This window comes from Cyanobium sp. Aljojuca 7D2 (assembly GCF_024346415.1).
Lineage (GTDB): Bacteria > Cyanobacteriota > Cyanobacteriia > PCC-6307 > Cyanobiaceae > Cyanobium_A.
The window spans coordinates 1-22,240 of sequence record NZ_JAGQCX010000012.1; the positions used below are offsets into that span (position 1 = coordinate 1).

The 22,240-nt window shown below is 64.9% G+C and carries 25 protein-coding genes; 21 read left to right on the forward strand and 4 right to left on the reverse strand.

What is annotated here, in order from left to right; genetic code table 11:
- Positions 1-174: 174 nt before the first annotated feature.
- On the forward strand, positions 175-942 hold the full coding sequence (locus KBY57_RS11815; RefSeq protein WP_254996081.1) for a sulfite exporter TauE/SafE family protein: 768 nt from the start codon (positions 175-177) through the stop codon (positions 940-942).
- A gap of 2 nt (positions 943-944) precedes the next feature.
- On the opposite strand, the gene KBY57_RS11820 is transcribed toward KBY57_RS11815, so the two are convergent.
- A complete protein-coding gene (locus tag KBY57_RS11820; RefSeq protein ID WP_254996082.1) occupies positions 945-1,433 on the reverse strand; it encodes a CRR6 family NdhI maturation factor in 489 nt (162 codons plus the stop codon).
- Positions 1,434-1,521: 88 nt separating this feature from the next.
- On the opposite strand from KBY57_RS11820, the gene psaM reads away from it, so the two are divergent.
- The 3 genes from psaM (at position 1,522) to KBY57_RS11835 (ending at position 3,216) form a co-directional block, all read left to right on the forward strand.
- Entirely contained in the window at positions 1,522-1,626 is a 105-nt protein-coding gene (psaM, locus tag KBY57_RS11825; protein WP_094559878.1) for a photosystem I reaction center subunit XII, read from the forward strand.
- Between the two features lie 266 nt (positions 1,627-1,892).
- On the forward strand, positions 1,893-2,213 hold the full coding sequence (locus KBY57_RS11830) for a hypothetical protein (protein ID WP_254996083.1): 321 nt from the start codon (positions 1,893-1,895) through the stop codon (positions 2,211-2,213).
- A 28-nt stretch (positions 2,214-2,241) separates the two neighbouring features.
- On the forward strand, positions 2,242-3,216 hold the full coding sequence (locus KBY57_RS11835) for a protochlorophyllide reductase (RefSeq protein WP_254996084.1): 975 nt from the start codon (positions 2,242-2,244) through the stop codon (positions 3,214-3,216).
- Positions 3,217-3,238: 22 nt separating this feature from the next.
- Here KBY57_RS11835 and KBY57_RS11840 read toward each other — a convergent pair whose 3' ends face one another.
- On the reverse strand, positions 3,239-3,604 hold the full coding sequence (locus KBY57_RS11840; RefSeq protein WP_254996158.1) for a hypothetical protein: 366 nt from the start codon (positions 3,602-3,604) through the stop codon (positions 3,239-3,241).
- A gap of 329 nt (positions 3,605-3,933) precedes the next feature.
- Between KBY57_RS11840 and KBY57_RS11845 the strand changes: the two genes are divergently transcribed.
- Positions 3,934-4,704, forward strand: coding sequence for a BMC domain-containing protein (locus KBY57_RS11845; protein ID WP_254996085.1), 771 nt, complete (start codon positions 3,934-3,936; stop codon positions 4,702-4,704).
- Between the two features lie 8 nt (positions 4,705-4,712).
- Here KBY57_RS11845 and rdgB read toward each other — a convergent pair whose 3' ends face one another.
- Positions 4,713-5,294 (reverse strand): RdgB/HAM1 family non-canonical purine NTP pyrophosphatase, encoded by a 582-nt coding sequence (gene rdgB, locus KBY57_RS11850; RefSeq protein ID WP_254996086.1) that lies wholly within the window; start codon positions 5,292-5,294, stop codon positions 4,713-4,715.
- Positions 5,295-5,411: 117 nt separating this feature from the next.
- Here rdgB and KBY57_RS11855 point away from each other — a divergent pair, with 117 nt between their 5' ends.
- The 16 genes from KBY57_RS11855 (at position 5,412) to cbbX (ending at position 20,771) form a co-directional block, all read left to right on the forward strand.
- Positions 5,412-6,407 (forward strand): sodium-dependent bicarbonate transport family permease, encoded by a 996-nt coding sequence (locus KBY57_RS11855; RefSeq protein WP_254996087.1) that lies wholly within the window; start codon positions 5,412-5,414, stop codon positions 6,405-6,407.
- Positions 6,408-6,411: 4 nt separating this feature from the next.
- A complete protein-coding gene (locus KBY57_RS11860) occupies positions 6,412-6,693 on the forward strand; it encodes a P-II family nitrogen regulator (protein ID WP_254996088.1) in 282 nt (93 codons plus the stop codon).
- Positions 6,694-6,889: 196 nt separating this feature from the next.
- On the forward strand, positions 6,890-7,204 hold the full coding sequence (locus KBY57_RS11865) for a BMC domain-containing protein (RefSeq protein WP_190388379.1): 315 nt from the start codon (positions 6,890-6,892) through the stop codon (positions 7,202-7,204).
- Between the two features lie 77 nt (positions 7,205-7,281).
- Entirely contained in the window at positions 7,282-8,694 is a 1,413-nt protein-coding gene (locus KBY57_RS11870; protein ID WP_254996089.1) for a form I ribulose bisphosphate carboxylase large subunit, read from the forward strand.
- Between the two features lie 127 nt (positions 8,695-8,821).
- Positions 8,822-9,163 carry a ribulose bisphosphate carboxylase small subunit gene (locus KBY57_RS11875; RefSeq protein WP_094559869.1) on the forward strand — a complete coding sequence of 114 codons (342 nt, stop codon included), beginning with the start codon at positions 8,822-8,824 and terminating at the stop codon, positions 9,161-9,163.
- A gap of 118 nt (positions 9,164-9,281) precedes the next feature.
- Positions 9,282-11,678: a CsoS2 family carboxysome shell protein gene (locus tag KBY57_RS11880; protein ID WP_254996090.1), complete on the forward strand. Its 2,397-nt coding sequence runs from the start codon at positions 9,282-9,284 to the stop codon at positions 11,676-11,678.
- 7 nt (positions 11,679-11,685) lie between these two features.
- Entirely contained in the window at positions 11,686-13,227 is a 1,542-nt protein-coding gene (locus KBY57_RS11885; RefSeq protein WP_254996091.1) for a carboxysome shell carbonic anhydrase, read from the forward strand.
- A 1-nt stretch (position 13,228) separates the two neighbouring features.
- The gene (locus tag KBY57_RS11890) at positions 13,229-13,510 is read left to right on the forward strand and encodes a carboxysome peptide A (RefSeq protein ID WP_254996092.1); all 282 of its coding nucleotides are present in this window, start codon (positions 13,229-13,231) and stop codon (positions 13,508-13,510) included.
- Positions 13,510-13,761, forward strand: coding sequence for a carboxysome peptide B (locus KBY57_RS11895; RefSeq protein WP_254996093.1), 252 nt, complete (start codon positions 13,510-13,512; stop codon positions 13,759-13,761). The genes KBY57_RS11890 and KBY57_RS11895 overlap by 1 nt, the downstream gene beginning before the upstream one ends.
- Before the next feature lie 64 nt (positions 13,762-13,825).
- Positions 13,826-14,458 carry a BMC domain-containing protein gene (locus KBY57_RS14320; protein ID WP_315859797.1) on the forward strand — a complete coding sequence of 211 codons (633 nt, stop codon included), beginning with the start codon at positions 13,826-13,828 and terminating at the stop codon, positions 14,456-14,458.
- Positions 14,459-14,463: 5 nt separating this feature from the next.
- Entirely contained in the window at positions 14,464-14,931 is a 468-nt protein-coding gene (locus KBY57_RS11910) for a ferritin-like domain-containing protein (RefSeq protein ID WP_254996095.1), read from the forward strand.
- Positions 14,932-15,015: 84 nt separating this feature from the next.
- Entirely contained in the window at positions 15,016-16,881 is a 1,866-nt protein-coding gene (locus KBY57_RS11915; protein ID WP_254996096.1) for an NAD(P)H-quinone oxidoreductase subunit F, read from the forward strand.
- 2 nt (positions 16,882-16,883) lie between these two features.
- Positions 16,884-18,401: an NADH-quinone oxidoreductase subunit M gene (locus KBY57_RS11920; protein WP_254996097.1), complete on the forward strand. Its 1,518-nt coding sequence runs from the start codon at positions 16,884-16,886 to the stop codon at positions 18,399-18,401.
- A 1-nt stretch (position 18,402) separates the two neighbouring features.
- Positions 18,403-19,545 (forward strand): CO2 hydration protein, encoded by a 1,143-nt coding sequence (locus KBY57_RS11925; protein ID WP_254996098.1) that lies wholly within the window; start codon positions 18,403-18,405, stop codon positions 19,543-19,545.
- 10 nt (positions 19,546-19,555) lie between these two features.
- The gene (locus KBY57_RS11930; RefSeq protein WP_254996099.1) at positions 19,556-19,813 is read left to right on the forward strand and encodes a 4a-hydroxytetrahydrobiopterin dehydratase; all 258 of its coding nucleotides are present in this window, start codon (positions 19,556-19,558) and stop codon (positions 19,811-19,813) included.
- Between the two features lie 7 nt (positions 19,814-19,820).
- A complete protein-coding gene (cbbX, locus tag KBY57_RS11935) occupies positions 19,821-20,771 on the forward strand; it encodes a CbbX protein (RefSeq protein ID WP_254996100.1) in 951 nt (316 codons plus the stop codon).
- A 7-nt stretch (positions 20,772-20,778) separates the two neighbouring features.
- Here cbbX and dnaA read toward each other — a convergent pair whose 3' ends face one another.
- Positions 20,779-22,170, reverse strand: a complete 1,392-nt coding sequence (gene dnaA, locus KBY57_RS11940; protein ID WP_254996101.1) for a chromosomal replication initiator protein DnaA — start codon at positions 22,168-22,170, stop codon at positions 20,779-20,781.
- Positions 22,171-22,240 lie beyond the last annotated feature (70 nt).

The following is a 22,240-nucleotide window of genomic DNA, read 5'->3' on the forward strand; positions in this document are numbered from 1 at the left end:
GCTGCGCTACGGCGGCTACCGCTCAGTTCACGCGGGCCAGCAGGAACTGAGCCACGACATCAGGGGAATGCTCGCACTGGGAGGCGTGGTCATGAGCACGACATGAAATTACTTTTAGGCGGCCCTGGGGCATGGGGGATGCTGAGGGAACCTCCATCGCCCCAGATTGCCCGGATGCTGTGGAGTCTGTTGCCCTATCTGCCCTTGGGCCTGCTGGCGGGGCTGCTCTCGGGGTTGCTGGGGATTGGCGGCGGGTTGGTGTTTGCCCCCCTGTTGTTGCTGGCGGGACTCGATCCGCACCAGGCCCTTGCCACCAGCACCCTGGCGATCGTGCCCACCACCCTGGGCGGCACCTGGACCCACCTGCGCAGCCGCAGTCTCCCGGTCCGGGGCAGCCTGGCGATCGGGCTGGGGGCCTGCCTCGGAGCCGGCCTGTTCAGCCAGGTGGGCCTCGGCCTGCAGGGCTGGCACCTGCTCGCCCTGCAGGCCCTGATGTACGGGGTGCTTGCGTTCACGATCCGCCCCCAGTCCGCTCTCGCGGCCGTGGAGACGCCAAACCTCAATCAGCTCGGACTCACCACGGTGGGCTGGGTGGCGGGCTTGGCCACCGGTCTGCTGGGGCTGGGCGGTGGGCTGGTGATGGTGCCGCTGATGGTGCAGGTGCTGCGGGTGCCGATCCACCTGGCGATCCGCTTCAGCACCTTGGCGGTGTTGGTTTCGGCTGCGGTGGCGTCCAGCACGTTTCTGCTCGATGGCCGGGGGGTGCTGCCGGTGGGCCTGGCCCTGGGTGCCACCGCCGCCATCGCAGCCCGCTGGTCGGCAGCGCGGCTCGATCGCGTCAGCGATGCCCAGCTGGTGTGGATGCTGCGGGGTCTCACCCTGCTGCTGGCCGTGGACAGCGGCCGCCGCGCCCTGTTGCTGCTGTTGGGATCGCCCAGCTGATGTCAGCTCGGGGGCAGCGGCGCCCAGAACTCGGCATCCAGCTCAAAGCCGAGCACGGCCGCCATCTGCCCCAATCCCTGGCGGCACTGCAGCCCATGGCTGCGGGCCCAGGCATCCAGGCCGAACAGGCGGTGGGTGATCCACAGCTCCAGGGCTTCGGGCGCAAAGCGAATCCCCTCGGTGCGGCTGAAGTGATGGGGCACCAGCATCGCGACATGGCGGGTGAGTTGACCGCTGCTGCGCTCCAGCACCAGCGGCAGCCAGGGGAGTTCGGCATCGGCCCGCAGCGACCAGAGGCGCAGCTCGGGAATCTCCGAGAGCTCCCGAGGGTCATCGTCGGCGCGCGGCCAGTCGAAGTTGAGCGTGAGGCCGCCGGCCTGCTGCACCAGCTCGGCAGGGTTCAGGCGGGCCCACGGCTGCAGGCCGCCCAGATCCAGGTTGCGGATTTGCGACGCGGTGATCTCCACGGAATCCATCAAGACAGCAGCCATCAAGAGCTGTGACAGCAGGGCGTGTGAGGCTGGACCGTAGCCACCGCAGGGCAAAGAATGGGGTGCATCCTGTTGCGTTCACAGCCCGATGGTTTCCGCACTCAGCCAGGCCGAAATTCTGATTGCCCTGGTGGTGGCCGCCCATGCGGGCGTGCTGGCCGTTCGTCTGTGCTTCAGTCTTTACAAGGCTTGAGGCATCGCATCCATCCCCTTGGCAAGCGGGGGCTGGGCCGCTAGAAGCGTGCAAGACCTGCCGGGCCCTGCCCCATCGGTGCCAGCATGCCCTCCCCGTCCCCCTCTGCATCCAGGCCGGCTGCATCCAGGCCGGCTGCATCCAGGCCCGCTCGGGGAGCTGTTTCGCGTGATTCCGGACGAGCAGGCTCCGTGCCACGTGTCTCCAAATCGACGGGATTGGATCGCTTGACGCCCCGTGTTGCTTCAGGAGGCGAAACAGCAGCATTGCAAGCCCTCTCTTCCGAGCGTCAGGAGCTGCTCTGCAGCCTGATTGGCCTGGCCGTGAAGGTGGGACTGGTGCTGGTGGCGGGCGTGAGCCTGGCCCGCCTGGCTTCGGCTTACCAGGAGCGCATGGAGCGGCAGGGTGAGCTCTCCGCCGTGCTCGATCTGGAGCAGGCCAAGTTGTCCAAGGCCCGTGACCGGTTTGATCATTTGTTCATGGTGGAGGGGGAGCAGCGTCTGATCCGCGAGCAAAACCAGTGGATTGCTCCCAACCGCCTGCGGGTGGTGTGGCAAACCCCTGAAGCCAGCCAGCCCAACCCGTAAGTTGGGACCCGCTGTTTAGACGGGTTTGATGGCGGACGTTGCTGGCGCCGGAACGGTTCTGATCACCGGCACCACCTCAGGGGTTGGGCTGAATGCGGCCAAAGCCTTGGCGGATCGGGGCTGGTTTGTGGTGACGGCCAACCGTGATCCGGTGCGGGCCGCCGCCGCCGCCGAATCCCTCGGCATTCCTTCGTCGCAGCTCAGCCACCTGCGCATCGACCTCGGCGACCTCGACAGCGTGCGCGTGGGGGTGGAAACCCTGGTGGCGTCCCTGGGACGTCCGCTCGATGCCCTGGTGATCAATGCCGCTGTCTACAAGCCTCGGCTCAAGCAACCTGAGCGGTCTCCCCAGGGCTACGAGATTTCGATGGCCACCAACCACCTGTGTCATTTCCTGCTGATTCAGCTGCTGCTGCCGGATCTGCAGCGCTCCAGCCACCCCTCGCGGCGGCTGGTGGTGCTCGGCACCGTCACCGCCAACTCCAAGGAACTGGGCGGCAAGATCCCGATCCCCGCCCCGGCGGACCTCGGCGATCTGGCGGGCTTCAAGGCCGGCTTCAAGGCGCCGATCGCCATGGCCAATGGCAAGCCCTTCAAGCCCGGCAAGGCCTACAAGGACAGCAAGCTCTGCAACATGATCACCACCCAGGAGCTGCACCGCCGGCTGCATGCCTCCACCGGCCTTGTGTTCAGCTCCCTCTATCCGGGCTGCGTGGCCGACACGCCCCTGTTCCGCAATGCCCCCAAGGCCTTCCAGAAGATCTTCCCCTGGTTCCAGAAGAACATCACCGGCGGTTACGTGAGCCAGGCCCTGGCGGGTGAGCGGGTGGCCCAGGTGGTGGCCGACCCTGCCTTCGCCGCGTCTGGGGTGCACTGGAGCTGGGGCAACCGCCAGAAGCAGGGCGGCAAGCAATTCAGCCAGGAGCTTTCGGACAAAGCCAGCAACCCGGACACCGCCCAGGGGGTGTGGGCCGAATCGATGAAGTTGGTGGGGCTGGCCTGATCCAGCCCCTGATCGGCGCGGCTTAGAAGCGGCGACGGAACGCGTCGTCGCTGCGGTTGTCCGTGTCGTCGAGCCGGCTCAGCTTCCACACATTGCGGCTCAGCCGGCGGGCCTTGAGGCCACCGCGCTCCACGGCCTCACTGGTGGGCCGCACCCCGAGCAACTGGCTGACTTCTGCCGTTGTCAGGGGGGCGCCGGTCTTCAGGGCCAGCTGGGTGAGCTCGAGGCGCTGCCGCAGGGCGGCCAGATCAGCCTGGCCGCCGTCTTCGGCCTCCGACCAGATCCAGGGCAAGTCCTGCCCTGAGCCGGCCATCTTCTGCATCAGTCCCAGGCCAATGAACGCCAGGGCCTGTTCAGGTTTCACCCCCTGGGCGGCCGCCTGGGCCATCCACTCGGGGATCGTGGCCTCGCCAGTGGTGTCGGCGGGGGGCATGGGTTCGGCCTGGGCCGCCTTGGCCCGGCTGCTGGGGCTTGAGGCAGGGGAGCTGGAGGTGGTGCGTCTGGTGGCCATGAACCCGTCCCATCAACGTTGGCTGGACGGTACCGGCTCCATCCCGATGGGCAAGGGGTGGGGGCATCAGGGTTAAGATCCAGCCGTAGCTGAGCCGATGAACGGGCAGTTGCCTGAAGGACACTCCCTTGCCAGCCCGCCAGCCATCGCGTGAAGACCTGGCGACCCGCCGGAGACGGGAGAGTTTGTTGGGCCCTTCAACCGGCATGGGATCGGCGAGGCCGGCTGGTGGATCCCCGCGATCAGGATCCTTGATCACCGGCACCCAGGTGGACTCCGACAGCGACGGGGCCAGCTGCGTGATCACCACCGACAGCGAAGGCTCCCGTCTGGCACGCCAGACGAGCCAGGTGCAGTCGATTGAACTGCGCACCTACGTCTTTCTTGACTCCCTGCAGCCCCAGCTAGCGGCCTACATGGGCACGGTGAGCCAGGGCTTCCTGCCGATCCCTGGCGATGCCTGCCTGTGGCTGGAGGTGTCCCCAGGTATGGCCGTGCACCGGGTCACCGATATCGCCCTCAAAGCCAGCACGGTGCGGCTCGGCCAGATGATTGTGGAGCGGGCTTTCGGCTCGCTGGCGCTCTACCACCGCGACCAGAGCAATGTGCTCCACTCCGGTGATGTGGTGCTGGAAGCCATCGGCAACCGCAAGGAGGACCGCAGCCGCGCCGAGGTGAGCTGGACCGAGATCATCCGGGCGATCACCCCCGACCATGCGGTGCTGATCAACCGCCAGAACCGCCGCGGCTCGATGATTCAGGCCGGCATGAGCATGTTCATCCTCGAAACGGAGCCCGCGGGCTACGTGTTGATTGCTGCCAACGAGGCCGAAAAGGCCTCCAACATCACTGTGGTGGATGTCAAGGCCGTGGGAGCCTTCGGACGTCTCACTCTGGCTGGGAAGGAAGGGGATGTGGAGGAGGCCGCCGCTGCTGCGATGCGGGCCATCGCACACATCAACAGCAGCGCTCGCTGATCAGGCCCTCAGCCGGGAAGCTCCAGCAAGCGGCGCAGCTGGGGCGCCAGCTGGCGGGCGGCTTTACCGCGACTGCCTAGCTTGGCCTTGAGGTGGGGCCCCATCTGGGCATAGGAGCTGCCCGCCTCGCGCACGTAGAAGAGGCTGTCGTAGCCCGGCCCATGGCCCTGGGCCGCCGGCAGGATCTGGCCTCGGCAGATGCCCTCAGCTTCGGCCCGGGTGATGCCGGAGGGGTCGGCCAGCACCATCGCTGAGCGGAAGCTGGCGCCCCGGTAGAGCGAATCGTCCAGTTCCTTCAGCAGCCGGTGGATGCGTTCATGGTCGGTGGGGGCGTAGCGGGCGGAGTAGATGCCCGGGGCACCACCCAGGGCATCCACTTCGATGCCGGAGTCGTCAGCCAGGGCCCAATGGCCCGTGAGCTGGGCCACGGCCTCAGCTTTGAGCCGCGCATTTTCGAGGTAGGTCGCCCCGGTTTCCTCGATCTCAAGCCCAGGCGGCTGGGGCAGCACCTCCAGCTCAACCAGCTCGAGCATGGCGCTGATTTCGGCCACCTTGTGGGGATTGCCGCTGGCGATCACCAAGGTCGGCATCCACAAGGGGGCGGGGGAGCCCATTGTGCTGCAAGGGGCGGCGGCGGGCAGCACGCCTACGGTTGCTCCGGGCCTCTCGGAGCCCACCAACGCGATTGAAGACGGGAGTGTCGGCGGATGGAGTCAAGCCTGATCCTTCAGAACCTGCTCACCCCTCCGGTGCTGTTCTTTTTTCTCGGGGTTGCAGCGGTGTTGGTGGGCTCCGACCTCGAAATCCCAGCACCCTTGCCCAAGCTCTTTTCGCTCTATCTCCTGCTTTCGATCGGCTTCAAAGGGGGCTTGGAGCTGCAGCACAGCGGGCTGGGCGGCCAGGTGCTCCCCACGATTGGTGCCGCCGTGGCCATGTCGCTGCTGGTTCCGATCATCAGCTTTCTGGTGCTGCAGCTGCAGTTCGATGCTTTCAATGCCGCCGCGATTGCCGCCACCTACGGTTCAATCAGTGCGGTCACGTTCATCACCGCCGAAAGCTTTCTGGAAACCCAGAATCTACCTTTCGATGGCTTCATGGTGGCGGCCTTGGCGCTGATGGAGTCCCCGGCCATCATCGTTGGCCTGATTCTGGTGAAGCTGGCGGCTCCCCAGAAACGGCCGGATGCCCAGCCGATGCGCTGGGGTTCGGTGTTGCGCGAAGCCTTCCTCAACAGCTCGGTGTTTCTGCTGGTGGGAAGCCTGGTGATCGGCCTGCTGGTGGCGGCGTATAGCCCAGCCGGCATTGGCAAGATGGAGCCCTTCAGCGACAAGCTCTTCTATGGAGCTCTCACCTTCTTTCTGCTCGACATGGGCATCGTGGCGGCTCAGCGGATCCGGGAACTGCGGGAGGCAGGACCTTTCCTGATCGCCTTTTCGGTGCTGATGCCCCTGTTCAATGCCCTCCTAGGGGCCTTGATCGTTTGGGGCCTGCAGCTGAGCCCCGGCAATGGCCTGCTGTTTGTGGTGTTGTGTGCCAGCGCCTCCTATATCGCTGTGCCGGCGGCGATGCGGATGACGGTGCCTGAAGCGAATCCCAGCCTCTACATCTCGACGGCGTTGGGGATCACCTTCCCCTTCAACATCATTTTGGGGATTCCGTTGTACATGCTGCTGGTTAATACCATTCTCTCCGCTCCTGGCTGACCCGATGAAACGTGTGGATCTGATTGTCAGTGAGCGGGAACTCGACGGGGTGCTCAAAGCCATCGATGCCGCCGGCGCTGCGGGCTATTCCGTGATCAAACACGTGAGCGGTCGGGGGCCCCATGGCGCCGTGTCCGATGGGTTGGGGTTCAGCGGCCTGGGAGCCAACGCCCACGTGATCGTCTTCTGTGAGGACGCCCTTCTGCCCAACCTGCGCCAGGGCCTGCAACCGCTGCTCAATTACTACGGCGGAGTGGCGTACGTGACCAGCGCCGATCCTCTTTGAGGTGCGTCCCGCAAAACCCTTGCCAGCACTACATCGGCAAGCATTGCCTAACGTTTTGTGATGCACTGATCAGCGCGGCTTATCTGAAGCCGCGGTAACGGTGATGGCCAGACGGCCCCAAATGGCTTGACGGGGGGTTTGGCTGCCGACCATGGTTGCGAGCGAACATTCCACCCCCCTCCTCCAGGAGCAGGTAATGGCAACTGAAACCATGGGCATCGCCCTCGGCATGATCGAAACCCGGGGTCTGGTCCCCGCGATCGAGGCGGCTGACGCCATGACCAAGGCCGCAGAAGTGCGCCTGATCGCCCGCGAATTCGTCGGCGGCGGTTACGTCACCGTGATGGTGCGCGGTGAAACCGGTGCTGTGAACGCAGCTGTGCGCGCCGGCGCTGATGCATGCGAGCGCGTTGGTGATGGCCTCGTGGCTGCTCACATCATTGCTCGCCCCCACCGTGAGGTTGAGCCTGCTCTGAACGGCAGCGCCGGTTTCACGGGTTCCAAGGACTGAATGGTTTGAGGCCTGAGCGCTGAAACGTTCGGCACCCGCAACCATTCACCTTTTTCGACCCAACCGGAGAATCACTCATGGCTAAGAAGTACGACGCCGGGGTCAAGGAGTACCGCGACACGTATTGGACTCCTGATTACGTCCCCCTCGACACCGACCTGCTGGCCTGCTTCAAGTGCACCGGCCAGGAAGGTGTGCCCAAGGAAGAAGTCGCCGCTGCTGTGGCTGCTGAATCCTCCACCGGCACCTGGTCCACTGTGTGGTCCGAGCTCCTCACCGACCTCGACTTCTACAAGGGCCGTTGCTATCGGATTGAAGACGTTCCTGGTGACAAGGACGCTTTCTATGCGTTCATCGCCTATCCCCTCGATCTGTTCGAGGAGGGCTCCATCACCAACGTGCTGACCTCCCTGGTCGGCAACGTGTTCGGCTTCAAGGCCCTGCGCAACCTGCGTCTGGAAGACATCCGCTTCCCGATGGCGTTCATCAAGACCTGCATGGGTCCGCCGAACGGCATCGTGGTGGAGCGCGACCGGATGAACAAGTACGGCCGTCCCCTGCTGGGTTGCACCATCAAGCCGAAGCTCGGCCTGAGCGGTAAGAACTACGGCCGGGTGGTGTACGAGTGCCTCCGCGGTGGTCTTGACTTCACCAAGGACGACGAGAACATCAACTCCCAGCCTTTCCAGCGCTGGCAGAACCGTTTCGAGTTCGTGGCCGAAGCTGTGAAGCTGGCCGAGCAGGAAACCGGCGAGAAGAAGGGGCACTACCTCAACTGCACCGCCGCCACTCCTGAGGAGATGTATGAGCGCGCCGAGTTCGCCAAGGAACTGGGCCAGCCCATCATCATGCACGACTACATCACCGGTGGCTTCACCGCCAACACCGGTCTTGCCAAGTGGTGCCGCAAGAACGGCATGCTGCTGCACATTCACCGCGCCATGCACGCGGTGATCGACCGTCACCCCAAGCACGGCATCCACTTCCGTGTGCTGGCCAAGTGCCTGCGCCTCTCTGGTGGTGACCAGCTGCACACCGGGACCGTGGTCGGCAAGCTGGAGGGCGACCGCCAGTCGACCCTCGGCTATATCGACCAGCTGCGCGAATCATTCGTTCCCGAAGATCGCAGCCGTGGCAACTTCTTCGACCAAGACTGGGGTTCCATGGGCGGCGTGTTCGCTGTGGCCTCAGGCGGTATCCACGTGTGGCACATGCCTGCCCTCGTGGCCATCTTCGGCGACGACTCGGTGCTGCAGTTCGGTGGTGGTACCCACGGTCACCCCTGGGGTTCCGCTGCTGGTGCCGCTGCCAACCGTGTGGCTCTTGAGGCCTGCGTCAAGGCCCGTAACGCCGGTCGTGAGATCGAGCGCGAAGGCCGCGACATCCTTCTGGAAGCTGCGAAGCACAGCCCTGAGCTGGCGATCGCCCTGGAGACCTGGAAGGAAATCAAGTTCGAGTTCGACACCGTCGACAAGCTCGACGTCAACTGAAGTCCCTTGGTGCAGAAAGTGAGGCGTCGTTTTTACGACTCCTCCTTTCTCTCCTGAAACTCTTCAGTGAACGCGACAAGAGCCCTCTCCTTCAGGGTTCAACCATTCCATCCACAACAGGATCCCCATGCCTTTCAAGAGCACCGTGGGTGACTACCAAACAGTCGCCACCCTGGAGACCTTCGGCTTCCTCCCGCCGATGACCCAGGACGAGATCTACGACCAAATTGCTTACATCATTGCCCAGGGTTGGAGCCCGCTCGTTGAGCACGTCCATCCCAGCAACTCCATGGCGACCTATTGGTCGTTCTGGAAACTGCCCTTCTTCGGCGAGAAGGATCTGGGTGTGATCGTGAGCGAGCTGGAGGCTTGCCACCGCGCCTATCCCGACCACCACGTGCGTCTGGTGGGTTACGACGCCTACACCCAAAGCCAGGGTGCTTGCTTCGTGGTGTTTGAAGGTCGCTGATCAGCGGCCTTCAGGGGGTTCTTGCTGATGGCGGAACCCCACCTCTTGTTCTCTGGCTGATCTGCTCGCCTTGCGGGTGGATCAGCACCTTTTCAGATATTCCATTCGACGGGCGGACATGGCCAGCACATCCAGCCGGGAAGCAGCTCTGGAGCGCCGCAGGGCCCTCACCAACGGTGGCAAAAAAGCCGCCAGCCGGTTTACGTCAGCGCCGAGCCGGGTGCGCTCGGTCGACGATGCGCGGCCAACCCGCACTGCCGCTGGCTCTGCAGAGCCGGCCGTGGCCGCTGCAGCGCCCGCCCCGGCTGTAGCTCCGAGCCGGACCCTTTCGGCTCCTTCGGGCGCCAGCCACCGCAGCCAGGCCCGGCCGATCGCCAACCCCAGCCGGGATCTGGTGCTGGCCCGTCGCGAAGCCCTTTCGAAGCGTGGCAAGCGGGCCGATAACTCCAGCGACCGCACCCGCACGGACTTGGCTAAGGCTGCTCCGAAAGCTCAGGTCGCCGCCCCAGCCCCGGCACCTGCTGCCGAGAAACCCTGCAAATGTCAGGGTGAATCCAGGCAGGCCGCACCGGCCCTCAGCAGCCTGAGCAGCCGCGGCGGCCAAAGTGCCGAGCGTCGCTCGACCCCCAAGCGCACCGCCCAGCGCGATCCCAGTCGTGCCCTTGTGCTGGCCCGTCGCGAAGCCCTCTCCAAGCGGGGCAAGTCGGCCAATGCACCCAAGAGCACCACGTCGGCCTCTGTGTCCCGCCAGGCCAACCCCGACATGAGTGCGCGGGAGCTCTCCCAGAAGGTGCGTGAACTGCGCGCCAAGGTTGGTAGTGCCGGCAGCAGTCGCAGCGGAGGCACCCGCCCCTCGGGTCCCAACCGTCATGGGGCCAAGCAGGCTGCAGCCAGTGACGCGCACTGGAAAGTGGGCGTCAGTGAAACCACCTCTGGCCAGGTTGTCACCGGCACCCAGGCCAACCGTTCCGTCAAAACCACGGGCAACGAAGCCGCCACCTGCCGCAGCATCACCGGCACCGAATATCTGGGAGCGGAGGTGTTCCAGACCTTCTGTCAGAGCGGCCCCCTGAACTCCCAGCCCGCCAAGGTGCGCGTCACGGCAACCAGCCACGGCAACCGTGTCACCGGCAATGAGGTCGGTCGCTCCGAGAAGGTGACCGGCGATGAACCCGGCACCTGCAAGAACGTCACGGGCACTGAATACGTGTCGGCGAATCAGTCCGCCGCCTATTGCGGTGGCACGACCCCCAGCCCCCGCAAGGTGGGCCGCAGCCAGACGACCGGTGGTCAGCCCGTCTCCGGCGTGATGGTGGGTCGCTCCAGCAAGGTGACCGGCGATGAGCCCGGTTCCGGTAAGCAGCTCACAGGTACGCAATACGTCGCTGACCAGAGCCAGGTGATCGGCCGTGCCCCGACCAAGGTGGCCAGTCTCCACACCCTGCGGGGCACCGGCATCACCGGCACCCATGTGGGCCGTAGTGAGCACGTCACCGGGGACGAACCCGGCAGCTGCCGCTTGGTGACCGGCGATGAATACGTCGGCAGCCAGCAGTACTCAGATTTCTGTGGCGTCAAGCCCGCACCTGAGGCTCCCAAGGTGGGCTTCAGCGTCACCAACAAAGCCCAGGTGGTGAGTGGCACTCGCACCGGCCGGTCCACCAACGTGACCGGGGATGAGCCGGGTACCTGCAAGGCCGTTACCGGTACTCCCTATGCCGGTCTTGAGCAGGCCGGCGACTTCTGCAATGGCAAGGCCGTCTCGGACATTCGCCAACGCACCCCGGTGCGTGGTTCCAACCGCATGAGCGGCATTCAGCCCGGCATCGGTGGTGTGATGACGGGCGCTGAGCGCGGCGCCTGCGAGGCGGTGACCGGCACGCCTTACATCGGCAACGATCAGCTGGTGGAGGCCTGTGGTGCCGCCTCAGGCCAGGAGCTTGATTTCCCCCAGGCACTGGCTGGCAGCCAGCCCTGGCAGCAGTTCAGCATCCAGTCGCCGGCCCGGGCGGCCCAGGTGGGACGAGAACGCAGCGGCTCCGTCACAGGTAACAGCTACGAGCAGGGCAGCAGGATTACCGGCCCTTTTGACATGGCCGGTGACAAAGTCACCGGCACCGAGCAGTTCCGCTTCGACCGCCGCGGTACCCAGCTCTCCCGCGGTCCGATCCAGCGTGCTTCGATTCAGCGCTCCCCAATTCAGCCCAGCCCGATCGATGCTCCCGTGAGCGTCGACGAGGATGCACGTCCCACGTCCCGGGTCACCGGTGAAGGCATCTCGGCCGGTCTGAAGATCACCGGCGACGACTGGGACCGTGGTGAGCGGGTGACCGGTACGGAGGGCGTTTCCGCTCGCCGCCGTAATCCCACCCGTCCTGGTGCGATGGCCGCCATGCCTGCTTTTCAGGCCAAGCGCAATGAGGAGCGCCCTGAACCTGTCAGCCGTGTCACTGGCTCCAGTGGCAACACCACGGCCGGTTCCCTGATCACCGTCTCCGGCGGAGCCCGCGGCTGAATCCCTGATGCCCCCCCGTCGCTCGCCCACTCCTTATCGCCCCCAGGCTCCGACGGCTCCCCGTCGTCGTCCTGCCGGGGCCACCACGGGCGAGTCCTCCCTGTCCTTGGGTGGCCGACAGGCGGGCGGCTCTGCTGGGGTGGCCCTCCATCCCCTCACCGATCGCCAGGGCAACGCTGGTTTGCAGGCCTACGACCAGCAGGTCAAGGGTTCCTTCGACCGGATCGTGCCCGTGCTCAAGCGGCTCTCAGCGCTCCAGCATGAGGCCGATTTCATCGACCAGGCTCAGCGGCTGGCCCGAACTGAACTTGGCTTTGAACTGCCGTTGCCGATTCTCGAGAAGGCCTGGGTGAGCCAGCTCGACATGCGCACTCTGTTCGCCTGGTGTGTCTTCGAGACCTACGAACAGACCAGCGATTCCTTCTTCCAGCACGATCCCTTGCAGGGCCAGCCCGGCAGCCCCGCCGGTGAAGCCTTCAACGCCTTCCTGCTGTCCTGCGGCTTTCACCTGCTCGACATCACCCCCTGCGCCGATGGCCGCCTCGCCCATGCGGTGGCCTATGCCCTGCGGGTTCCCTTCAGTTCGGTGCGTCGCCGTTCCCATGCCGGCGCCCTGTTCGATGTCGAGAACACGGTGAATCGCTGGGTCAAGACGGAGCACCGCCGCTACCGCGAAGGTCGACCCAACCCCGCCCACGACGACACCCGCTACCTGAAGGTGGTGCTCTACCACTTCAGCTCCAGGGATCCCCAGCACGAAGGCTGTGCAGCACACGGCAGCGATGATGCCCTGGCGGCCTCCTGTGGCTTTTCCAGGTTGCGCGATTTTCAGCAGGCCGTGGAGAACAGCTTCTGCTGCGGAGCCTCCGTTGATCTGCTGCTGATGGGCATCGACACCGACACCGACGCCATCCGCGTGCATGTGCCGGGCATGGATGGCAGCACCAACCTGGAGCGCTGGCTGGATGCCCAGGCGGTGTATGACGCGACCCGTCATCTCAATCCCGACGAGGGCCGTACTCGCATCCTGTCCCTGGTCGAGCAGGCTGCCGCCAGCAGCCCCGATCCCGGCATGGTGCGCCTGATCGCCCGCCTGTTCGAGCACAACCTGTCCCAGATTGACTATGTGCGTCAGGTTCACGGTGGGAGCTACGGCGATGCCGGCCATGCCGAACGCTTCATCGGCGTGGGGATCGGCTTCAAGGAGATTCACCTGCGCAATCTCACCTATTTCGCCTATATGGACACCGTCGAGGAGGGTGCGCCCGACCTCGATGTTGGCGTGAAGATCTTCAAGGGACTGAATGTCTCCCGCGGACTGCCGGTGCCTGTGGTGGTCCGCTTTGACTACAACAGTCAGGTGCCGGGCGCCCGTGAACGAGCCATCCGCAACTGTCAGCGGGTGCAGTCCGCCATGGAAAACCGCTATCCGGACCTCTTCAATCAGGGCCTGCTGCACGCCCTGCTCACCGTCCGGGATCAGGACCGCCACATCCCTGCCGAGGCAGTAGGTTCCACCATCACATTCGCGAGCGGAGGAGGGCACTGACATGTTGATCTGCAAGGTGGTCAAGCCCCTGGTCTCCACCAACCGCATTCCCGATTTCGAGCACAAGCACCTGCAGGTGGTGCTTGACGGCAGCACCCAGAAGGTGGCTGTCGATGCTGTCGGCTGCGTGCCGGGCGACTGGGTGATCTGCGTGGGCAGCTCCGCCGCTCGTGAGGCGGCCGGCAGCAAGTCGTATCCGAGCGACCTGACCATCGTTGGCATCATTGACCACTGGGACCCCGATGCCGGCAAAGCCCCAGCCCCAGCGGGAGGACCCAAGTAATGGAGATCATGCAGGTCACGGGCTCTTTGGTGTGCACCCAGCGCGTGCCTGGCCTCGACCACTCCAACCTGCGCGTGTTGCGCACGGCCAAGGGCAAGCTCAGCGTGGCCGTTGATCCGGTGGGTGCCTCCCCAGGCAATTGGGTGTTCACCGCCAGCGGTTCAGCAGCCCGTTTCGCCTGCGGCAACCCTGAGGTGCAGACCGATCTGACGATCGGCGGAATCATCGACTTCTGGGAGCCCGACGGTTAGGGCGGCTCGGATCGTTCGCGATCCACCCGTTCTGTCTTCTCACCAGCCCCCACCCCCCTGAGCCATGGCCACCCCAACTCCCCGACCCACCCCCAGCGCGGCGTCCGCTGCCAAACCCGCCCCCCCGGCGGCAGCGGCAGTCAGCGCCACGCCGGCGACGGCAGTGGTGGCAGGCTCAGCCGTACCAGCAGTTGCCACCAAGGCGCTGCCGGCGGCGGCGGCCAAGCCCGTCGCGGCGAAAGCCGTGGCCAAGCCGGCCGCCAAGGCGACGCCCCGTGCCTCCAGCACCACCCGCCGCTCCAGTGCCACCTCCGCTAGCTCCCGTTCCGGGAGCGGCGGCCGCGGTGCCGGCACCAAACCCCCCACCACTCCTTCGCGCAGCAACGCCATGGCTCCTTCCATTCAGGGCATCGCCCTCGGCATGATCGAAACCCGTGGCCTGGTGCCCGCGATCGAAGCCGCCGACGCCATGACCAAGGCCGCTGAAGTGACCCTGATCTCCCGGGAATTTGTTGGTGGCGGTTACGTCACCGTCATGGTGCGCGGTGAAACCGGCGCTGTGAACGCCGCCGTGCGGGCTGGTGCCGATGCCTGCGAGCGCGTGGGTGACGGCCTGGTTGCGGCCCACATCATTGCCCGTCCCCACAGCGAAGTGGAGCCTGCCCTGATCGCCACTGCTGCCACCCGTCGTCTCTGATTCCCATGGGCGCCGTTCATCCGCGCGTCCTGGGATACCTCGGTCGCGCACTGAGTCTTGAGTTTTCTGCTGTCCAGCAGTACATGACCCATGCCTCCCTTGCGGAGCTCTGGGGGCTGGAGGAAGCCGCCACCCGTTTCCGCCGCGAAACCGTGGAGGAGATGCAACACGCTGAGCGAATTGTTCAGTGCATGCTGGCCCTGGGGGTGGCACCGGCCGCCTCCCAGCTTCGTCCCGTCGGCCATGCCCCCGATCTTGTGGGGCTGCTCCGGCTCAACCTCAGCCTCGAGGCCGACCTGATCAATCTCTACGCCGAAGCGGTTCGTTTCTGCGTGCTGGTGGGTGACGGCGACAGCCAGGCCTTCTTCCAGGACCTCTGGACAGACGAACAACATCACGGAGACGAACTGGGCGACTGGTTGCGCAGCTTTGGCCCCAGCCATGATCCGTCGATGGAGCGGGCCACCTTCTAGCTCCAGGATTCCGCGGCTGTTGCCTAGAGTCCGCTGCCGGCTGATCTGTTCATTTCGAACACTGCCGATCGACACCCTCCCCCCTTGTTCGCTCCTCCCCTGCCACTCCCGATCCAGCTGGCCTGGATGCTCCCCCTGTATGGGTTCAGCGGCATGGTCTTGTCTATTCCCTGGGCGGCGGGATGGTTCAAGCGCAACGGTCCGAGGCCGGCGGCCTACCTCAATCTTCTGGTCACCCTGCTGGCCGTGGGGCACAGCTCGGTGATCCTGCACCAGGTTTGGACCCTCGGTCCCCAGCACCTCGAGTTTCCCTGGTTCCAGGCGGCCGATCTCAACCTCCGCATCGGTTTCGATCTCTCCCTCACCAACCTGGCGGCGTTGGAGCTGGTGACCACCATGAGCCTGGTCTGCCAGGTGTTCGCCCTGGGCTACATGGACAAGGAGTGGTCTCTCGCCCGCTTCTATGCCCTGGTTGGCTTCTTCGAAGGGGCGATGAGCGGGGTGGTGCTAAGCAGCAACCTGTTCATGAGCTATTTCCTGCTGGAGATGCTCACCCTCTCCACCTATCTGCTGGTGGGGTTCTGGTATGCCCAGCCCCTGGTGGTCACCGCTGCCCGCGATGCCTTCCTCACCAAACGGGTGGGTGATGTGCTGCTGCTGATGGGGGTGGTGGCCCTGTCGGCCTGGGCGGGCTCGATGGAATTCAACGATCTCTATGCCTGGGCCGGCAACGCCCGAGAGCAGCACCTGATCACACCCCTGGCCGGCACCCTGCTGGGTCTGGGGTTGATCGCAGGCCCGATGGGAAAGTGCGCCCAGTTCCCCATGCACCTCTGGCTGGATGAGGCGATGGAGGGTCCGAACCCCGCCTCGATTCTGCGCAACTCAGTGGTGGTGACCTGTGGTGCCATCGTGCTGATGAAGCTGATGCCGATCGTGGCCCTCTCCCCCCTGGCCACGGATGTGTTGCTGGCGGTTGGCACGATCAGTGCCGTGGGCGGTGCCCTGGTGGCGCTGGCCCAGGTGGACATCAAGCGTGCGTTCAGCTACTCCACCACCTCTTCTCTGGGTCTGGTGTTCATCGCCATCGCCCTGCAACTCCCCGGCATCGCCCTGCTGCTGCTGTTTGCCCACGGTCTGGCCAGGGCCCTGCAGTTCATGGGCGTGGGCAGCATCATCGCCACCAGCAACTGCCAGGACCTGACCGAGCTGGGAGGATTGGGCACCCGCATGCCCGCCACCACCATGGCCTTCCTGCTGGGCAGTGCCGGCCTGTTGGGGCTGGTGCCCCTAGGCAGCTTCTGGTGCATTGGGCTGATGGTGGAAAACCTGCGCTCCGAAGAGCCGCTGTTTGCCCTGGTTTTCCTGCTCACCAATCTGCTGGCGACCGCCAATGTCACCCGGGTGTTCCGCTCGGTGTTTCTTGGCCCTGTGCTGCCCAAAACCAAACGGGCACCTGAGGCCAACTGGTTGATGGCCCTGCCCATGGTGAGCCTTTCGGTGCTGGTGGTGCTGCTGCCCTGGATCATGCAGCGCATCGATACGGTGCCCGGCATTGCCGCTTTCCCGCTGCCGGTGGGTCTAGCGGTGGCTGGCAGCGGCCTGGTGGGCCTGCTGATCGGCTCTGTGGTGCACCTTGATGAGCTCTGGTCGCGCTCCACCAAGTCCAGCCTGCGCGTGCTGCAGGACCTGCTCGCCTACGACTTCTATACCCCTGAGATCTACCAGCGCACCGTTGTCTTGCTGGTGGCTTCCCTGGCCCGCCTCACCCGCTGGTTTGACATCACCGTGATCAAGGGGTTGGCGGATGGGGTCGGCCGGTTGTCGTTGACCACGGCGGAAGGGCTCAAGCTCAGCATCAGTGGTCAACTGCAGAGCTACGTGCTCACGGTGATCGTGGCGATCGTGCTGCTGCTGTGTTCGCTCCAGCTGTGGCCAGGAGTGGGCTGATCATGCTGCTCACCAGCCTTTTGTTGATTCCCTTCGCCGGGACCCTGGCTTTGTTGCTCTGGCCAGGCAGCCCCAGCCCCTCGCGGCTCCGGCTGATCACCATCGCCATCCTGGTGCTGCAACTGGGGATGAGTGTGGCGGTGGCCCTGGCCTTTGATACGGCCCAGGCCGGCATGCAGCTGCAGGAGCGGCACGCCTGGCTGCCGGGGATCGGCCTCGACTATGCCCTGGGCGTGGATGGGCTGTCGCTGCCGTTGGTGCTGATCAACGGCGCCCTCACCCTGGTGTCAGCGGTGATCACCCGCGACATCGAGAAGCGACCACGCATCTACTTCGCCATGTTGCTGCTGATCAGCGGCGCGGTGAACGGGGCCTTTCTGTCGGAAAACCTGCTGCTGTTCTTCCTCTTCTATGAGCTGGAGCTGATTCCGCTCTGGTTGCTGGTGTCGGTGTGGGGTGGGGCGAACCGCGCCTATGCGGCCACCAAATTTCTGATCTTCACCGCTGCCTCAGGCATGTTGATCCTGGGGGCCTTCCTGGGGCTGGCCCTTCTCACCGGCAGTGTGGATTTCAGCCTCACGCCGGTGCTCAGCGACCGCCTGGCCATGGGCGGCCAGCTGTGGCTGCTGGGGGCCTTGCTGATCGGGTTCGGCATCAAGATTCCCTTGGTTCCGCTGCACAACTGGTTGCCCGATACCCACACCCAGGCCTCCACGCCGGTGTCGGTGCTGCTGGCGGGCGTGTTGCTCAAGCTGGGCACCTACGGCATGTTGCGCTTCGGCCTGCAGCTGTTCCCTGAGGCCTGGGCGAAGCTGGCGCCGGTGCTGGCGATCTGGGCGGCGATTTCGGTGCTGTATGGCTCGCTCGCCGCCATCGCCCAGACCGACATGAAACGGATGGTGGCCTACAGCTCCGTGGGCCATATGGGTTATGTGCTGCTGGCAGCTGCAGCTGACACGCCCGTGAGCCTGCTGGGCGCGGTGTTCCAGATGGTGAGCCACGGTCTGATCTCGGCTCTGCTGTTCCTGCTGGTGGGGATCGTGTATCGCAAGACGGGCACCCGCGATCTGGCGGTGTTGCGCGGCCTGCTCAATCCGGAGAGGGGTCTGCCGTTCACCGGCTCGCTGATGATCGTGGCGGTGATGGCCAGTGCCGGTCTGCCCGGCATGGCCGGCTTCATTTCGGAGTTTCTGGTGTTCCGCGGCAGCATCGCTGAATACCCCCTGGCCACCTTGCTGTCGATGGTGGGCTCCGGTCTGACGGCGGTCTATTTCCTGCTGCTGGTGAACCGCGCCTTCTTCGGTCGCTTGGCGATCACCCCCCCCAGTACGGATGCGGTGGCTGATGCTCGCCTGGATGTGCAGCTAGCGCCGGTGGCGCCGCGGGAAACCGTCCCCGCCGTGGCCCTGGCGGCCGCGGTGGTGGTGCTGGGCCTGGTGCCCAGCAGCCTCGGCCGGCTGAGCGAGGTGGCCACCACCGCTCTGGCCAGCATCACCGCGATACCGGGAGGGCTGGGCTGAGATGCCGATCGTTCCCGCCGAGCTGGTGCATGCCAACCTCTCGATCGACCGAGAGGAGGTGCAGCGCCGCCTGCTGTCCGGTGAAACCCTTCTGGGTGAAAGCGCCGACCACCTGGTGGAGGTGGTGGATGTGCTCAAGAGCTATGGCGAGGTGCTGGATGCCTACAGCATCAACCTGATCTACCAGGCCGAGCATCAATTTCTCAATCCATTTCCGATCTTCAAATACCTTGATGGGGATCTGAACCCTGCCAAGATCTGGCGCCATCTCAACCACGACCGCATCAACTTTGAATATGCGGAGTATTGCCAGAAGGCAATGTTCTGGCATGCCACCGGTGGCATGGATGCCTACTTTGATTCCGAGGTTTTTGCAGCCAATTGCCGCTGCATCATTGCGGCCAAGAGCCGGCGTGATCCGCTGCTGGCCGTCCTCAACCCGCTGTTCCCCGGCTTCCTGCCCGAACTGATCCGCTCGGCCGCCACCACCCATGCCCTGGGGCAGTTCTGGCGGGTCATGAGCGATCTGTTCCTGGATCTGGCCGCAGCTGAAGCCGACGGACGTGTGTGCACCATTGCCGATGTGGTGGAGTTCATCAAGAACGGCCTGGTGGCCGCAGCCGCCAACCCGATCCAATATGCCGTGGAGGTTGGCGGCCAGAGCTACTGGGTGCTGCCGCCGGAAGCACAGCTCACCTTCCTGGTGGATGTGGCGGTGCCCTATGTGGAAGCGGTGTTTCTACGAGGCATGCCCTTCCTGGGCACGGTGAGCTTCAACGCCCAGGCTCAGCAGATCTCGCCCGACCAGGCTCAGTTCACCTATGGAGCGCTCTACGCCGATCCGCTGCCCAGCATGGGCTCCGGCATTCCGCCCAGCCTGCTGATGCAGGATATGTACCGCCACCTGCCGGAGCGCCTGCACCAGTGGTATCGGCAGCGCACCCGCGGCGAAGGCGACGTGCGCGTGAAGATCTGCATGAGCTTTCAGAAATCGATGTTCTGCGTCACCAACGCGGCCATCAATGGCACCATGCCGCATCCGCTCGACAGCAGCGATCCTGAGGCCCGGGCGGCCAATCAGGCCTATGCAGGCGCCTGGGCCCAGCGCCTGGGCATCGCCCGCACGGATTGCTTGGAGGCGTAGCGTCGAAGGTATGGATCAAGCCTGGATTGCACGTCCCAAGCCCGACCAGCCTGAGCGGCTGGAGCGGCGCCTGGAATTCGAGGATTACGCCATCACGCGCGATTTTCTGGAGCGGCTCAATGCCCTCTGCGATGCCCAGCAACGCTTCCCGGATATCAGCTTCGGGCGCACCTACGTCAATCTCACGCTGCGGGCGGAGGCCGAAGGCAGCCTGATCGGAGCGCCCGAGTGGTCCTTCAGCGCCGCCATCGATGCCCTGATCGCCTGAAACCCCCATGGGATCTGATCCCGACTGCCCGATTGCCGCTCCGGCAGTCTCGGATGACACCGCCATCGATCTGCAGTTGGCCTATGAGAGTGCCGGAATTCAGGAAATGCTCGATCAGCTCGATCGGGAATTGATCGGTCTGCGGCCCGTCAAGGCCCGCATCCGCGAGATCGCGGCCCTGCTGGTGGTGGATCGGGCCCGCCACCAGGTGGGTCTGGAGACCACCCCGCCCAGCCTGCACATGTCGTTCACGGGGCGGCCGGGTACGGGCAAAACCACCGTGGCTGCGCGGATGAGCAAGATCCTGCATGGGCTGGGCTACGTGCGCAAAGGCCACGTGGTGACCGCCACCCGCGACGACCTGGTGGGTCAGTACATCGGCCACACCGCTCCCAAGACCCGGGAGATGCTCAAAAAAGCGATGGGTGGGGTGCTGTTCATCGATGAGGCTTACTACCTCTATCGCCCTGAAAATGAGCGTGACTACGGCGCCGAGGCGATTGAAATCCTGCTGCAAGTGATGGAGAGCAACCGCGACGATCTGGTCGTGATCTTTGCTGGCTATAAGGAGCGGATGGATGTGTTCTATCAGTCCAATCCCGGCCTCTCCTCGCGGGTGGCCAATCACATTGATTTCCCCGACTACAGCGCCGCTGAACTGTTGACCATCGCCCAGTTGATTCTGGCCGCTGAAAACTATCGGTTCAGTGAGGAGGCGGCAGCCGCCTTTGCCGACTACATCCAGCGGCGCATGCAGTTGCCGTTTTTTGCCAATGCGCGCTCGATCCGCAACGCCATCGACCGGGCCCGGATGCGCCAGGCCAATCGGCTGTTCACGCGCATGGGCACTCCGCTCACCAAGCTCGATCTGATGACGATCGAGGCCGATGACATCACCGCCAGCCGAGTGTTTGCCGGTGAAGTGGAAGGGCTCGATCCTGCCCGGCCGCTCACCTAAGGCCTGACTAACGCCGCTTGCGGGAATCAATCTGCAGCAGGTCGCGCACCTGCTGCACCTGGCGGGAGAGGGCTGGATCGCTGTTGAGTTTGCGGTCGATCTGCTCGACGGCGTACATCACCGTGGAGTGATCCTTGCCGCCGAAGGCCTCGCCGATGCGCGGCAAGCTGAGGTTGGTGCTCTGGCGCATCAGGTACATCCCCACCTGACGGGCCTGGCTCACGGCCCGCTTGCGGCTGGCACTGCGCATTTCCTCGACGCCCACGCCAAACACCTCGGCCACCTTCTCCATCACCTGGCTCGGTTTCACTTCCACATCGCCGCCGGCAGGATCGAGCATCGGCGCCACCGATTCCACCGTCATTGGCAGACCGGTGATCGAGGCGAAGGCCACGGCGCGGGTGAGGGCGCCTTCGAGCTCGCGGATGTTGGAGGTGAAGCGGCCGGCGATGAACTGGATCAGGTCGCGGGGCAGCACCATCTGCTCCTGCTCGGCCTTTTTGTGCAGGATCGCCATGCGGGTTTCCAGATCCGGGGCCTGGATGTCGGCGATCAGGCCCATCGAGAACCGTGAGATCAGCCGTTCCTGCAGCCGGGGGATCTGGGACGGGGGCCGGTCGGAGGCGATCACGATCTGACGGCCCGCCTCGTGCAGGGCGTTGAAGGTGTGGAAGAACTCCTCCTGGGTGTATTCCTTGCCCTCGATGAACTGGATGTCGTCGACCAGGATCAGATCAGCGGCCCGGTAGCGGTCGCGGAAGGCCTGCATGCCGTCCTTGCGGATCGCCTGGATCAGATCGTTGGTGAAGGTTTCGGTGCTCACGTAGAACACCCGCGCCTCGGGGTTGATCTCCAGGCGGTAGTGGCCGATCGCCTGCATCAGGTGGGTCTTGCCCAGCCCCACCCCACCGCAGAGAAACAGTGGGTTGAACTCCCGGCCGGGGGCCTCGGCCACCGCCAGGGCGGCGGCGTGGGCCATGCGGCTGTTGGGTCCCACCACGAAGCGGTTGAAGACGTAGCGGGGGTTGAGGCCTGGGGCCAGCTTGCGGGGCGTTTCGCCGGTGGCGCGGGGCGTGGCAGATGGCCCGGCGGGGATCACGGGGGTGGCGGACCCATGGGTCCCATTGCCAGGGGGGGCGATGACGTCATCGCCGCTGGCGGCGCTGACCAGCACCTGCACCGGCCGGCCGGCGATCTCGCTGGCGACGGCCTCGATCGTGCCGAGATAGTTCTTGCGCAGCCAGCCGCAGGCAAAGCTGTTGGGCGCTTCCAGCTGGAGCTGGTTGGCACTGAAGCTCTCGCAGCGGGCCGGGCGGATCCAGGTCTCGAAGGTGGGTTTGCTGAGGTTGGCCTGGAGCGCCTGCTGAACCTGGTGCCACAGCTCGTCTCCCTGCTGCACCGACCATGCCTTCTCGTGGGTGCCGAATCTACGCGTGGCGTTGCGCCCGAGCCGTCTTTAATGAAACGGA